The 14,685-nt window shown below is 38.4% G+C and carries 6 protein-coding genes; all 6 read left to right on the plus strand.

Annotated elements, in window-relative coordinates:
• The first annotated feature begins 32 nt into the window (after window positions 1-32).
• The 6 genes from ACY3XC_RS05385 to ACY3XC_RS05410 all read left to right on the plus strand — a co-directional run bounded on the left by ACY3XC_RS05385 (window position 33) and on the right by ACY3XC_RS05410 (window position 14,644).
• Complete coding sequence (locus ACY3XC_RS05385; protein ID WP_464867609.1) at window positions 33-1,847, plus strand: LysM peptidoglycan-binding domain-containing protein; 1,815 nt, start codon at window positions 33-35, stop codon at window positions 1,845-1,847.
• Window positions 1,848-2,049: 202 nt separating this feature from the next.
• Window positions 2,050-2,802 carry a hypothetical protein gene (locus tag ACY3XC_RS05390; protein ID WP_464867610.1) on the plus strand — a complete coding sequence of 251 codons (753 nt, stop codon included), beginning with the start codon at window positions 2,050-2,052 and terminating at the stop codon, window positions 2,800-2,802.
• Window positions 2,803-3,014: 212 nt separating this feature from the next.
• Window positions 3,015-5,237 (plus strand): vWA domain-containing protein, encoded by a 2,223-nt coding sequence (locus ACY3XC_RS05395; RefSeq protein ID WP_464867611.1) that lies wholly within the window; start codon window positions 3,015-3,017, stop codon window positions 5,235-5,237.
• A gap of 25 nt (window positions 5,238-5,262) precedes the next feature.
• Window positions 5,263-8,622, plus strand: a complete 3,360-nt coding sequence (locus tag ACY3XC_RS05400; RefSeq protein ID WP_464867612.1) for a tubulin-like doman-containing protein — start codon at window positions 5,263-5,265, stop codon at window positions 8,620-8,622.
• 23 nt (window positions 8,623-8,645) lie between these two features.
• Window positions 8,646-10,814 carry a hypothetical protein gene (locus ACY3XC_RS05405; RefSeq protein ID WP_464867613.1) on the plus strand — a complete coding sequence of 723 codons (2,169 nt, stop codon included), beginning with the start codon at window positions 8,646-8,648 and terminating at the stop codon, window positions 10,812-10,814.
• Window positions 10,811-14,644 carry a hypothetical protein gene (locus ACY3XC_RS05410; RefSeq protein ID WP_464867614.1) on the plus strand — a complete coding sequence of 1,278 codons (3,834 nt, stop codon included), beginning with the start codon at window positions 10,811-10,813 and terminating at the stop codon, window positions 14,642-14,644. The genes ACY3XC_RS05405 and ACY3XC_RS05410 overlap by 4 nt, the downstream gene beginning before the upstream one ends.
• The last annotated feature ends 41 nt before the right edge of the window (window positions 14,645-14,685 follow it).

Genomic DNA, 14,685 nt, shown 5'->3' on the forward strand with positions numbered 1-14,685 from the left:
AAATGATACTTAAATAGATTGGAGGTATGTTCATGCAATTATTTTACACAGTCCGTCATGGGGATACCCTTTATCAGATTGCGAGACGCTGGGAGTTACCGGTAGAATCGCTGATTGCAGGGAATAATCTGTCCTCGCCAAACACGATTTTTGTGGGGCAGCAGCTTTCTGTTCCCCCTGGTGTGGATGTCATTCGTGTGAAACCAGGAGATACGGTTTATCAAATTTCACAAAACTTTGGGGTTCCAGCTTCCGTTATTATCCAAGCAAATCAGCTTCAGCACCCTTACGTAATCCAAACTGGTCAATTGTTGAAGGTACCGCCCGGTGTTCCTTATTATGTGGTCCAGCCGGGAGATACCTTATTCCAAATTGCAAACCGTTTTAACGTCATAACAGGTGGCCATAGAAACTTCGAGTTAATTATGAAGGTTAATAACTTGTCATCTACCGTTATTTCACCAGGGATGCAACTCATCATTCCATACGCTCCTCCCGGTGACAGAGGTTTAATTGCTTATACCTCCAATCGAAGTGGCAGTTATGATATTTGGATCTATAATCCTAGTAATGGTGTAAATGAACAGATCACTAATGGATTAGCAGAATCATATTCGACTCCATTTTGGTCACCTGACAGCACAAAGATCGCCTTTGTTGGAAAAAGTGGAATCCTCACCATTCTTAATTTAGTTGATAAAAGTATTTCGCGAATTGACCAGTTTTCAGACGGATTAGGTGTTTTTCTAGATTGGTCTCCAAATAGCCAAGAAATTGTTTATACAAAAGCGAATGGGTTAGTTCTTTACAATGTCACCACACATCGTGCTCGAAACCTAAATAGTAATGGTGCAACAGACGCACAATGGTTTCCAAGCGGGACTGAATTACTCTTTCAAGCAGCAGATACCAAGGGAGTAAGCCAGCTTTTTCGCATCAAAACTAATGGAACGGGGAAAGTCCAAATCACTCGAAATACAGGGGGACGACTTAATCATGTTCGACTATCTCCTGACGGAACCTATGCTATATATACGACCCCAGGTGCTAGTATTTCGATCATTTATAGTGTAAATCTTGCGACTGGAAACGTGTTAGAAGTAAAAGGAGGTCCATTAGCGAAAAATTATTTCCCAACCTGGTCACCGGATTCTTCAAGTATTGCCTATAGTGCAACTGCTTTCGAAAACATTGGATATTTCTCGCTGATAAGGACGGCTGGAAGACAAGGAATGAACGAAGTTACGAGGGCGATTTCCGATTGCTTTGCGACCCCAGTGACCTGGTCACCAGATAGCAGGAAAATTGCCTATCTTTCTGGATGTAAACAGCAAGGCAGTTCCAGTGAAATCTGGGCGGTGGATTTAACTCATCCTGTTCCGATCCAACTTGTAGAAGGCCGCTCAATTACCGCATTGCAATGGTCACCATTACCAATCCCTTTTCTCAAAAAAACATACTCCAATTCAGTCTATAAGGTTCGTTTCCAATATCCATCCCATTGGAACCGAGTGAACGATGAAAGATACGAAGGAGAGGATGGTTTCTTTCAAATTGCAGCCATAGCCTCTGACCAACCGATTGAAGTGGTTTGTCAAAATGAAGCCTTCCACCAACTCAACCCATATGGCACCCAACCGACCATTCAACACACACAAATCCAAAGTCAATCATCCTGCTTCATTTATCCGTCTCAGGACCAGCCAGCCGAAATGAGAAATCAAGCAGCACTTATCATTAAGTATCCATCACCAGTTTTAATTGATGGAACAGAATATAATTACTTTATCCTTTGGGCAGATCAGAACCATATACGTGAAATTAGCACATCACTTACATTTCTGTAGGATGTTTTTATAAATCGAGTTGCACTTTCTTTAGAGCAACATTTTACAAAGTAAATAGTCCCCTTGTCTTAAGACAGGAGGACTATTTACTCTACTATTTAATAATTCAATTAATTTAGTATCTAAATTTTAAGAACTGGTTGACATTGATAATCATTATCAATTATTATCAAATCAAATAGATTTTTTGCGGGGGATGTTAATGAATCAAATACAGTCGATAACAGAAGAGAACTTAAAAGACTTCATCACCTGTCCATATAAATTTTACTTTGAGTTTATTGAGAAGAGAAAAAAGTCTATAAATTGGAGACAAGTCGTCCAACATGTCGTGAATAAAGTTGTGTATTCCTTTTACAAGCTTCCAGCCGAACACCGTGATTCAGGAAAAGTGTTAAGGCTGATTGATGAATATTGGAGTAAGGTTTCTCCCCAAATATTTGAATCCAGGATTCAGTATTATTTGGTCATCGCCAAGATAACAGATTACCTAATGGAAAATATCACAACCGAATCGAAGAGAACACCAGCCTTATTTTTGTTTGAAAAACTAAATACATATATTGAGGAACTGGAAGTTGACTTATCATTAACCTTTGATGTTGCTGAGTGGTCTGATTCCTCCTATGTGATAAAAAAGTACCTAGTCGACGCTGCGCCAGAAATGTTATCGCTTTACTATTATTTGTCGATCGTTTTTTCTGAAAAGGTATTAAAAAGAACACCAAAGCGAGTAGAAGTGGTCACACTTATGGACGGAAAGAAGCATGTCTTCAAGCCGACTTCTGAAGATTTACAGGAAGGTCTTAACTATTTACAAGTCATGAAATATTCTATTGAGGATCCTTCTAACTACTTTAAGACGAGCAACGTACATGAATGCAATCTATGTCCGTTTGTTAAGGATTGTGATTACGATACACAAGAATTCAACCCAAAAAAATACTTGTCGTAACCGTTATTAAAATATGAAAACTCCCATTCAATTGAATGGGAGTTTTCTTTGTTATCCTGATGGTTTAAGTAGAGGTTCCATGATTTGTACAGGTTTTTGGCTAAACCTTTACAATTGGGTCATGCGTTATAAATGTTTTGAATAGGATAGGAGTAATTATTCAAAAAGGGTTATTTTACCGTGAGCGCTCGTTAGTGAAAGGAGTTCAAAGAATGATAGGTAAGTATAAACATCTTGTTATCATGCAAGTTCTGTTTATTTTTTCCTTTTGCATTTTAGCTTCAGCGGTGGAAGCGAAAAGTGATTCCAATATTCCTAAGAATAAAATAGTCGCGCTTGTCTATGATGATTCAGGCAGTATGTGGGAACAGTCTGGAAATGATCCTATTGATAATTGGAAATATGCGAATTACGCTCTTCAAAGCTTTGTTGCGCTCTTAGAAAAACAGGACCAGTTAAGGGTTGTTTCGATGAGTTCACCAACTGTACCGGAGCCGATTGAATTAGATGAAAGACTCCGTCAGCACGAAATTGATCAGATTCGAGCATGGACGGGGAAAAGAAGTACTCCACTAGAATCTTTGCATACAGCCATAAATGAATTGAAAAAAGCTGTTGATAGCAATAAAAACTCTGATTTTTGGCTAATCGTTCTGACGGATGGAATTTTTAATGAACTGAACCATCTTGAACAAAAACTAACCACCGAACAAATTGAAGAGAACAAGAGGGGCCTTTTTGAAAGCTTGAGAGAGTTAAAAGAGAAAATGGATCAAACTGGTGCAAGTTTTCACAGCACCTTGATTCCCATTGAGTCCTATTTGAGCAGTGATGAGTTAGAAATCATGGCTGATTTAAAAAGACAATGGACAGAAAGTTCAGCTGGGAATGTGTTAGTGAGCAATGGTGAGCAAGATATCATTCAACGAATTAATGAGGTCGCAGCTCTCATGACCAATCGAGATCCAAGTGAACAGGAGAAGTTTGATTTACATCCTGTTTGGGACGGGAACCAATTAGTCTTAGAGTCTCCATTCCCGTTAAGGAGAATTACTCTCATTGAACAGTCGGCTGAAGAGAATGCTTCCTTTAAGGAATTTTATATGAACAACCAACGGCTTGAACAAGGAATGGAGGGTCCATACAAAGTTATTACCCCCAATGACCCAGCAAAATTACATCCACCCATTAAAGGAACATTCACGCATTTCAAAAACGTGAAGGGTGACGGCGTTATCGAAAGAGGCACATACAAAATAGTTTTTGATAAGCCGCTATTGGAGGAACAACAGAAATCGATCAAGATTTTAGCAGAACCGGCGATTGATTTTAGAGTTGACTTTAAAAAGAACAATGGTGATGGGAAACTGACTAGTGATCCTGAAGTTTTCTTTGCAGGCAGTAAGATGAGGCTTGAAGCGACTCTATTGAAAAGTGAGAGTAATGTTGAAGAAATCGATTTACGCGATATAGATGTGAAAAGTTTGTTTGAAGTAGAAGCTGAAATGGATGGAGTGAAGCTCCCCCTTAAATATGATTCTAAGGTTAATAAATTCATCGGGGATTTCACATTACCACAAAAGCAAGAAATTCCTGTTAACGTAAAAGTTAATATTAAAGGATTCTATCAAAAGGTAAAGGAATTGAGCCTTCAAATTAACCCAGCACGAAAGTTGAGCCTTGTGGCCAATACTGATACCTGGAGGACACCGTTAGATAAGTTAAACGAAGCAGCTCCCTTTGTGATTACTCCAATGGTGAATGGAGAGGAAATGACTTCGGAAGAGCTTAAAAAGGTTTTCAATAAACTAAAAATAGAAACCTCCAGTCAGCTAAAAATTGAAAAAGAACAAAAAGGGAATCAAATTTTTATCTACCCTAAGGGTTTATCGCCGATTTTTCGAACATCGGCAGGTGATGTGACGCTTCATGTTACCCTTCCCGGTCAGTATCCTAATGAAGTCGCCAAAGAGACGTTTACATTAACCATTGAAGATATCTCACCACTGAAAAAATATGGAAAGGATGCGGTAAAAGCATTACTCTGGCTGGCTCTCTTTGTATATATTATTGGAATCATCATAAAACCAAGGTTTGACAAAAACCGGATTTCATTAGAATACAAGCAAAGCAGGAAAAGAGAGAGACTGCGGGATGCTCGCGGGATGACAGAAAACTTCCATACCAATTGGGTTAAAAGATGGCTTGTTCCCTATTTGGCGGAAAAAAAGTCGATTAATGATTTAACATTTAAGGCAGATCGAAAAAAGGACCGTGTTTTACTCGTGAAAGAATCTCAGGACCCTAACCTCATTGTGAGACATGAAAAGCTTGAAGAAAGAAGTAAAAAGGCAGATATACCAATCTATCATAACGATGAGATTCAAATTGAGAGAAGCAGCGACCATTCAGTTTATATATTTAAATCCCATTAAAAGTACTTTAAGAGGTGGTAACCAAATGAGTTTTAATGTTCCAACTATATTAATCGGTTTAGGCGGAATAGGGAGTAATATTGCCAATATGGTATATGGCCGTGTTCCTCCCGAGCAGCGGGGAAGAGTCGCTATTCATGCGTTTGATACGGATGCGAATAGCATTTCAAAATTAGAGCACCTAAGATTTAGTGCAACCCAAACAAGCACAAGCCATTCAGTTAATGAATATCTTCAGGCCAATAAAGAGGTACTAAAATGGTTTCCGAATAATCCCCAGATCAAACGGAAAACGATGACAGATGGAGCCGGCCAAGTTCGGGCGGTATCAAGACTTGCTTTTCGTTCAGCGATGTCACAAGGGAAATTAAATGCCATGTGGGATGGGATTGAACGAATTTTCCCTGTCGACAGTCATGCCCAATCGTATAATGTCCGAGTCATTATTATTAGTTCCTTAGTGGGCGGGACCGGATCAGGGATTTTTCTTCAAATCGCCCTCTATCTGCGTGAAATGCTAGAGCGTAAGTTAAACTCGGAAAGTGTACTCATTCGCGGCGTTTTTTTACTTCCTGATATTTTAGTAAGAAGTAATACGGTTGACCAAACGGAGTGGGAAGCCGTCCAGGGGAATGGATACGCCAGCTTAAAAGAACTGAACGCGATAAGCCTGAGCGCCTCGGGTAATCACAAACAAAATGTGACGATTGAACTCGAATATCGACCGAATCAAATTGATTTAGAGGGAAGAACCGCACATGCGATTACAGATAAACATCTTCCTTATGATTTTTGTTTTCTTTTTGATTACGAAAACACAAAAGGACAGCATTTAACAAATGTTTCGGAGTATATGGACCAGGTTGCACGTTCTGTGTATCTCCAACTCTTTAGCCCGATATCAGTAAGAAGCTTTTCACAAGAGGATAACCAAATAAGAAGTTTGGTCGAATCAAACGGTCAAGCACGGTACTGCGGTGCAGGTGTTGCTTCCTTAACCTATCCTTATGAAGAGATTGTTGACTATTGTGGTTTAAAATGGTCAGTCAGTGGATTAGATGACTCATGGCTTCGATTAGATAAGTTATTTAATGATGAAAAGAAGCGGCATGACGATGACTTAAGAAATGGAATTAATAATGAAAAACCAAAGATAAGAGAGCTTTATGTTAAGTACTTTGAGCAGATTGTGAATGACCAAGAAAAACCGAACCCGTTTTTCCGTCAGCTTGAATTCCAGGTTCATGAAATTGAGGATAAAGGTAAAAAAGGCGCTTCGAAGGCCGATATTTTCTTGGCTGAGGTAGAGGAATATGCAAAAAAAGTCCTGAGAGAGGATGTGGAATTAAAAGAGGATTATGAAGATCATTGTGTACTTGATGAAGGAAAACTTAAAATAAAGGATCGAGCAAAACAAGAAATTAATCGAATGGAATCCGCCCTAGAAGACTATGCCAAAGAAATTCATAAAAAAATTAATGAATATAGTCATTTTATTGTCTATCAGATTATTGACTCAGATTATCATGCGCCAAATGGCGGGAATGGAAGCAGGTATCAACTGAACACATGGATTCTAAAAAAAGATTCACCTATACATCCAGTTGGGGTGCGATATCTTCTTTACAGTATTCACAATAAGCTTATAAAGAAGATTTCCCAATTAAAAGAGGAGAATCGCAGATTTAAAGAACAGATTGGCCGCTATCAATATATTTATGATTTAGATCGCAGCGATGGTGACGTAGATGACGCGGTTCGACGTGTGGATAAAGCGTTAAAACAGAGCTTTATTTCCAGTGTATTTCGAAATCAATATAAAGATTTTATTGATGAGTATACGGAAAAGGCAACTCATCAACTAGGTACCCTTAATCGCTATAAATATTCCATGTTGTTAGAACTAGTCTACTCAGCTCTTAATCAATCTATCAAGGAAATGATTGAGGATTGGCAAAGATTCTTTGATCATTTAATTGAAACAAGAGAAACGCTCCTAATGGAAATAAATCAATTAGCAAGGAAGTTTGATGGTGTGAGCGATCCAACGAAAATGTATGTTCTCGCAAATAAGGAAATGCTCGAGCAAACGTGGGATCGTATTCGTCAGTCAGTTGATCATGGTTTTTTGCCAGACAGTATCTCCCAGAGTATTTATCAGAGTCTCTACAAGCGTTTTATTGAGCGGAAAAACAATCGGGGGGCTGAGGAGTTTTATAAGGAAACAAAGGTGGAAATATTTTTTAAAGAGAATGTTTTAAACTTTTGCCGAAAGGAATTAGCGAGTAAACACCATGATAAATTAGATTTAACCATCACCCAAGCACTCAAAATTGAGGCTGGTCGATTAGGGCTTGACCCAGATGAGTATCTTTATAAAAGAATGAAGGCAATAGAGGAACTAGCACAACCTTATGTTCCGATTACAAATGATTATCGAAGTTTGAAATATTGGGGACTCCATACGGAAAGTTTTAACCTGCTCTCGGAGCAGCTGCAAAATGAGTTATTTAACGAAAAGCAAATTGTGGATGATGCCTTTAAGCGGAATGAAATCGTTTGTTATCGTGCCCACTATGGATTATCAGTCAGTGACTTTACCAAATTTTCTGCCGGAAAAAATGGAAAACCCCCAGGTGTTTATTATGAGGCTTATCACCGTTTGGTAAGTAAGCTGAATGAGGATGAAAATCGAACGATTACGCCTCATTTGGACAGAAATTGGCATCTCCCTGCGTATATGCCTGACTTAAATCCGGAACGAGCTGAGCTTGAAACCAATCGTACGGACCGTGCTTTATTACTAGGGGTGATCTATGGCTGGCTCCAGTTAGTCAACTCAGACGGAAAGAGAGTCTATCAATATAGTGGAAATCAAGGCACAAAATTATTATTGAAATTTGGAGAAAAGGTAGAAGAAGATACCTATTTACTTCATGAAGCATTACCTCATAATCCTGTTATCTATGATGAAATTCTAGAAAGATTCCAAGAAACACAAGAAACTCAAATCAGGATTAACCGAAACATCAATGAACACTTGTTTTTTATTGGAGCCATAGAAATTTCAAAAGTAAGAAAAGCTGGAATAGGGAATATCCTAGATTTGGTCTTGGCGTATGACCAGGAATTTATCTCCAATCCTTCCTTAATGGAGCGAGCAGACCGTTTACGACAATGTCTGTTAACGGAGATCTGTGAATACTTCAAAAAGGTTAAGAGAACGGAGTCTGCCAAACGGGGCGCTGCCAATTTGATTTACCAGCTTTGGAAGGAATCCGAGGTCAGACAAAGAACACCACAGGATTCAGAAGAGTACCAAAAATGGTTAAATGATATTAATAATAAACTTAACTCTCTAAATCAAGAACGAGTTTTAGTATAGCTTTTAAAAAGGAGTGATACTTGATGCACTCAATTGTTATAAATTTCGGCAAAAAATATGAGGACTGGCATTTGGTTGAGCCATTCTTTTATAAGCTGCAGAATAACAACGATTTAACATTTTATTGGGAGGAAGAGGCACCGGCCTCTTATCCTCTTTTTTTACCGCTAGTTGAAACAATGATTGAACATCTGGACCGTCATCGAATTAAGGATTGGCAGTTGATTATTCTATTAAACTTAGATGATGAGTTAAATAGGGTGTTAAGACTCACCACTCATCTCTCGAAAATAAGGAAAGACCTGCTTGACCCTTTAAAGGACAAGGGATTCTATCCGACTCAAAGCATTTTACATTTAGTTGACATGATCAAGAGAACTTCTAATTATGCACCAATAGAGGAAGGGTTAAAACGCTATTGGGAACTTGACCATTATGGCTATCTGTTAAAAAGCAATGAGTGGCCAATCGTGGGTAATGCTTTCTGTGAGGAGGAAATTAATCAACTCGATGAAGAATGGGGGGAACCCATTCAACTTCAAGATATTATCTTAGACCAGCCCGGTGCAGAATTCATGGAGGCTTTAGAGCTGAAATGTGAGCGGGTCACAACCTGCCTAGCGAAAAAGATAGACAAAAAGAAAGATCTTTTGTTGTTGCGTCGAGAGAAGATGAGTAATGATGAATGGATGTCCAAGGGTCAGCTCGATATCATCATGGAAGATTTTGAGAAAAAGATTAAGCAAATACGCACACTGCCATTAACCCCTTCTTTAACGTATTTTACTCCTTCAAGAGAGCTTTCAAGCAGTTTGAAGTTTCATGTGGGTATCCAAAGTGAAATCGGTGATATTCGTTTGATTCGTCAGGAAATCGTTCGAAGTTCTCATCGGGAACGAATGAAAGGTTATATGGAACTGGCCTATTATCTTCTCACAATCAGCCAACATCCAAACCTAATTGAACGGTTGGATAAGGGAAGTACCAGTGTGATTCAGATTTCATTGGAAAATGAGAGGCTGGAAACATTACTTAATCATTATTTTAAGAGTTTGGTAACAGCAAAAAGGCAATTAGAGGATCAATTTTTGCTCCAAAACCAATTTCATACTAATCGATTTCGAGACGATGATTTCCCCCCATATACGGCAGCAAGTATGGAAAAGAGAAGAGATGTTCATCAACCACTGTCAGCGAGGTCCAAAATTACCTATCAATTCTATGATCAATGGGAGGATCAGCTTTATAAAGCTGAAACCATTCTCATTAACCGCGAAAATGAACTGCTAGAAAATTCCAGAGAAGCTATAAGGAAATTGAATGTGTTAAAAAGGAGAAATGACTTTCTAGAAGAGGAAGAAACGATTGAAATCAATGACTATAAACAGGACATCCTCCAAAAAATTGGTGTGGTCCAAAGGGATGTAATCCATTCAGCTCCAGGAATATCTGAAGCTCTTTCTAAATGGAAAAGTTTTGTGACACACGCGAAAAACCAAATGCATTTTCTTCTCCAGTTACTGCCAAATCAGCATCAGTTCCTGATGATGAGTATCCTGACTTTTATCATCCTATTCATTCCTTTCCTGCATATGCTTGGGTCAAATGAATCTGCTAAGGTACCAGCCTATTTTTACGGTATTGGTTTTGTTGTCACGCTTCTTGTTACTTATTGCGGGTATTTTTTTACTCAACGAATATCTTATTTTCACATATGGAAGTTTCAAGAACAAACCTATGAGTATACCGAGAACATTTATCAAATGCAAGTCGAGGCTCAGCACAAATATAATGACTACTTAAACCATTTATTCAAGCTTTTTTCGTTACGTAAATATCTCGATAAATTATCCTTGCTCGGGGAAAAAAAGAAGGAAGAGAATCTTCTTTACCGCTACCATCTAGTTAAATTAGACGAATTCGTTCAGAGGACGAACCGGTTGCTTCATATCCTTCAGATGAATAAAGGACCGATTTCTACTGAACACGAAATTAGAGTACCAGGAATTAAATTTGAAAAAAGTATCATCGAGAATCCTATCTATTCTCCGTTACAACAGCTAGGGGTACAGGAGTCAAACGGACATAGAATTGAAGTGTATCTCGGCAGTGCCGTCGAACAATACCAATCAACATATATTAATGAACTTGACCAAATTCGAGTCCAAGAAGATAAGGTGTATAAACTATGAACGTATACCTTGAAGTGTTAGGAAGTTTTCTGGTTTTATGTCTCAGTATCACGCTTCTATATACGGCTAATTTTTCCCAGGAACAACGCTATAAACAACTTGTCTTTCCGCTAGCGGCTTTATTTATCTGTTTATCCTGGCTTCTATTGGATGAGTGGATTACAGGTATATACGAAGAATTTCTTAAGGAAAGAATGCCCTTTCTATTATCGAATATCCAACTGTTGATAAATTTAACGATTTTGTTCTCGGTTTTGAGTGTAAAATGGTGTTGGAAAATTGCCGGAAGTTTGCCTTATACGACTCTTGGAAATACGCGCTTATTGAAACCCTTTGTGAAATTAATGAAAAAGGCTGGTTCTATTTTTTATCCGCAAGAACTTATGGACAGATCGAAAACAAAGCTATTGGAGCAGGGCGCAGTTTCGCTCGTTTATTTTAAAAGCCGGGGAAAGATCTATCTAAAAAAGGAGTGGACCTATCTATCTGCCTTTTTCAAGTTTGCAGCTATTTTCCCGCTACTTCTTATGGTGCTTCTTATTATTGCCAATGTATACGAACTTTCGATGATTCAGTATTTGCCTGCTTATCCGATTATCTCCTTTGTTCTATTAATGGAGATTGCTTGGTTTTTAAATGGTCAAAAGATTCCATATAGTGAAGGTTTTATTGCTGGTAATGATGCTGTCTCTAGAAGACTTACAACCTTTGAGGAATTATTTCATCAATACAAGGAATTATGGGAAGACCGATTGCTGGCTGCTGGGATCGTAAGAGAAAATGAGCATTTTCATCATCGAAAAGATCATTTCGCCTATGATAATATCTCGCCAGACCAGGAACATCAGTTAATTATTCACTCTATCTGTGAAGGATTAAAGAAAAAGAACATCATCATCGATGAAAGCTATACGACAATGATGTCAGAAATCATTCAAGAACATGATGTAATGATTGAGGATGTCAATTACAACGATTTCTCTTCGTATTTCTTTCCGGCTTTATATCATTTGCTGGCCAAAAATAAGAAGATATTGATCATTACCCACAGCCAAGGTGCAGCAGAGGAAGCGGTAGAATGGGTGTCAACGGGAATTAGAGAAGTGTCAGGGGTGGACCAGTTATGGAAGGTCAGCACCTACCTAAATGCCCTCGAACAAAACACGAATTCCGATGTATTAATTGTTTCACCTGTTAACTTAAAGGAGAAACAATTTTTGCATTACTTACGACAGTTAGAAAAAACAAAAAGATTGGAAGGAGTATTGTTGTTACAAGCAGAAAAGCTGATTCCAACCTATTCCACCATCATTCATGCTTTTAACCTAAATGTGAGGGAGCTAATTGGAAAAAAACCACAATATATCATTTTAACAGAGTGGTATGAAGGATTAGAACATACCGTCCGATCACTCCTGCAATGTGAGCCTAGAGATATCGTTGCTTCGTCCAGCACAAGTCAAAACTTACACTATATGGTTTGGAAAAATGAAGGTGTAAAATGGTTTCAGCATAAGATTCTGCCAAAAATTTCACATCGTCACTTAGAAGCGGAAGTAGTCTTATCCATGCCAGCTTTAAAGGCGAATATTGAACCAATACACTTCATTAATCAACAAAACACCAATGTTAATGAAAGTATACAAGAAATCATGGATATGAAGAAGGCGTTATTTGATCTTGGTTTTGACTTAGTATCGTTGGACCAAATGGTTAAAATGATTGAGATCCAGGAGAGTAACCTTTCGATTCCGAATGATGATTTTACTCTTCTTCTCATTCGTGATAATCACTACAATTTAGTGGGGGGGTTAAATTTGTGGAAAGGAACAGGTAAAGTGTCTTCCTTCGTTCACATCATCAGCCCGCCTTATTTAATTCGAGATTACTTAGCAGATCAGTTGGATTTCTATATGAGTACCAATCGGACCATTGCCCCTTTAGCGCCTCGCTTATCTCAATCACTCTGGAGCATTGGTTATTGTCTGTTGGAGCGATTATGTCATTTTTATATCATGGAAGAGGAAGTAGAGAGCTATTTAAGAAGAGCGAAAATTGATTCTTACCGCTCGATTGTCGAAGGTGTTCACGAGTTGTTCTCAAACGCCTTTGGTCCTAAATTAGCATACCGATTTACGATTGAATCAGAGGAACTAGTAACCTTTGATACTTCCGAAAAGGATTTTGTAAAGAAGACACGATTTAGGATCCCGTATTCAGTTAAGGAAAAGATTTTACCAAAAGGGTTTCGTTTTATTCAGATTAAGCATAACAACAAGTGTCTTTCTGAGATTTTTGAAGGGCATATCTATCAACAATACCTTCCTGGCCAATACCATTCATTTAATGGCGAACATTATAAAATCCAAAAAGTGGATGTAGAGCATGGAGTCGTGGAAGTCACCTTTGAACACATTTTTGAGCAGAAATACTACCGTCCTATTACGGAGTATAAAATAAGCCAGATGTCAGAAGAACGCAATTATGAGAGTGAAAATATTTCTTTTGAACAGTTTGACGTCTTTATTGGAGCACTAAAAGCCGATGTGAGGGTTAACACAAGCGGTTATGTAGAATTCAGTGAAATGTTAAACTTGAAATCGGTGAAGGTCCATTCTTATCATCAAGATGAACAGTTAACAAGGCATTATAAGAACGGTCATATTTTACGTATCGAGTTAAGTTCAAAATTGGGGAAAATTGAAAATTCTGCTAAAATAGAATTTACCCTCGCGCTATTACTGAATGAGTTGTTTTTATCCTTATTCCCGGATACACACCATTTTGTGAAGGCATGTGCCCGTTTGAATGAATCATTCTTTGATCAGACAGATTCCCAGTCCAGAAAAGTACAGGTAATATCACCTTCCTTCCAAGTCGAAGATAATCCTGAGGAAGAAGGGAAGATCACGCTATACATTATTGAAGATTCACCTGTGCATCTGGGTATTTTAGAAGCCATTCATCATAATTGGGAAAAAATCTTTGATCTTTTAAATGACTATTTATTTTGGTTAGTAAATGAAAGTAACGGGAAAAGTGATTATCTCTATTTTGGTTACGGCCAATATCCTAAGGAACTTGCCTTATACGAAACGTTTGCGATTTTAGATACGTTGTTAACGAGGAAAAAAATTAGAGAAGTTCGAACAGAATATCTAGGACGTATGGCAGATGGAGATATCGTAAAAATCACCAGCACTGAAACACAATGTGTGTTCTGTGGCAGGACGGTTACTGCGGCCCAAACCCATCAACTTAGTGATGGCAGACAAAGGTGCTTTACTTGTAATGAGTCTGCTATCGATCATGTATTACGAGTTGAACCGCTTTATAGAGAAGTTCGTCAATTTTTTAACGATGTATATTTAGTAAACTTACCTGAAGATATAGCGCTATCCGTGTTAAGTGCAGCGGATATTCACAAGACGAGCGGTTTACCTTTTATTCCGGAAGCAGGTAATCCTCGTTTAACTGGTAAAGCCAGCATGGATGGTGATGGCAAACTCAGGGTTTTAGTTGAAAATGGCTCACCGAGAATCCATACACTTTCCACCTTAGCGCATGAATTAACCCATATTTGGCAATATGAGAATTTACAAATGGATCAGCTGCAAATCGAGGAACTTGAGGGATTTGCCTCATGGGTAGAAGTAGACATGTTGACAAAAATGGGAGAAGTTCCGTATGCCAGCATGCTCAAAGAACAACTCGAAAACCGGCAAGACCCATATGGCAGAGGTTACCGGCTCATAGAAGAGAGATTATCCATACTCCCATACAACGCAACTCCATTTGACTTGTATGTACCTGATGAAGTTGGGATGTAATCATTTGAAAAAGCTTAGTGTAAAAGAGTTTACACTAAGCT

Source organism: Bacillus sp. CZDM1, from assembly GCF_055502545.1.

Coding starts and splice junctions, on each gene's coding strand:
- ACY3XC_RS05385 (WP_464867609.1), top strand. CDS start 33: ATGCAATTATTTTACACAGTCCGTCATGGGGATACCCTTTATCAGATT.
- ACY3XC_RS05390 (WP_464867610.1), top strand. CDS start 2,050: ATGAATCAAATACAGTCGATAACAGAAGAGAACTTAAAAGACTTCATC.
- ACY3XC_RS05395 (WP_464867611.1), top strand. CDS start 3,015: ATGATAGGTAAGTATAAACATCTTGTTATCATGCAAGTTCTGTTTATT.
- ACY3XC_RS05400 (WP_464867612.1), top strand. CDS start 5,263: ATGAGTTTTAATGTTCCAACTATATTAATCGGTTTAGGCGGAATAGGG.
- ACY3XC_RS05405 (WP_464867613.1), top strand. CDS start 8,646: ATGCACTCAATTGTTATAAATTTCGGCAAAAAATATGAGGACTGGCAT.
- ACY3XC_RS05410 (WP_464867614.1), top strand. CDS start 10,811: ATGAACGTATACCTTGAAGTGTTAGGAAGTTTTCTGGTTTTATGTCTC.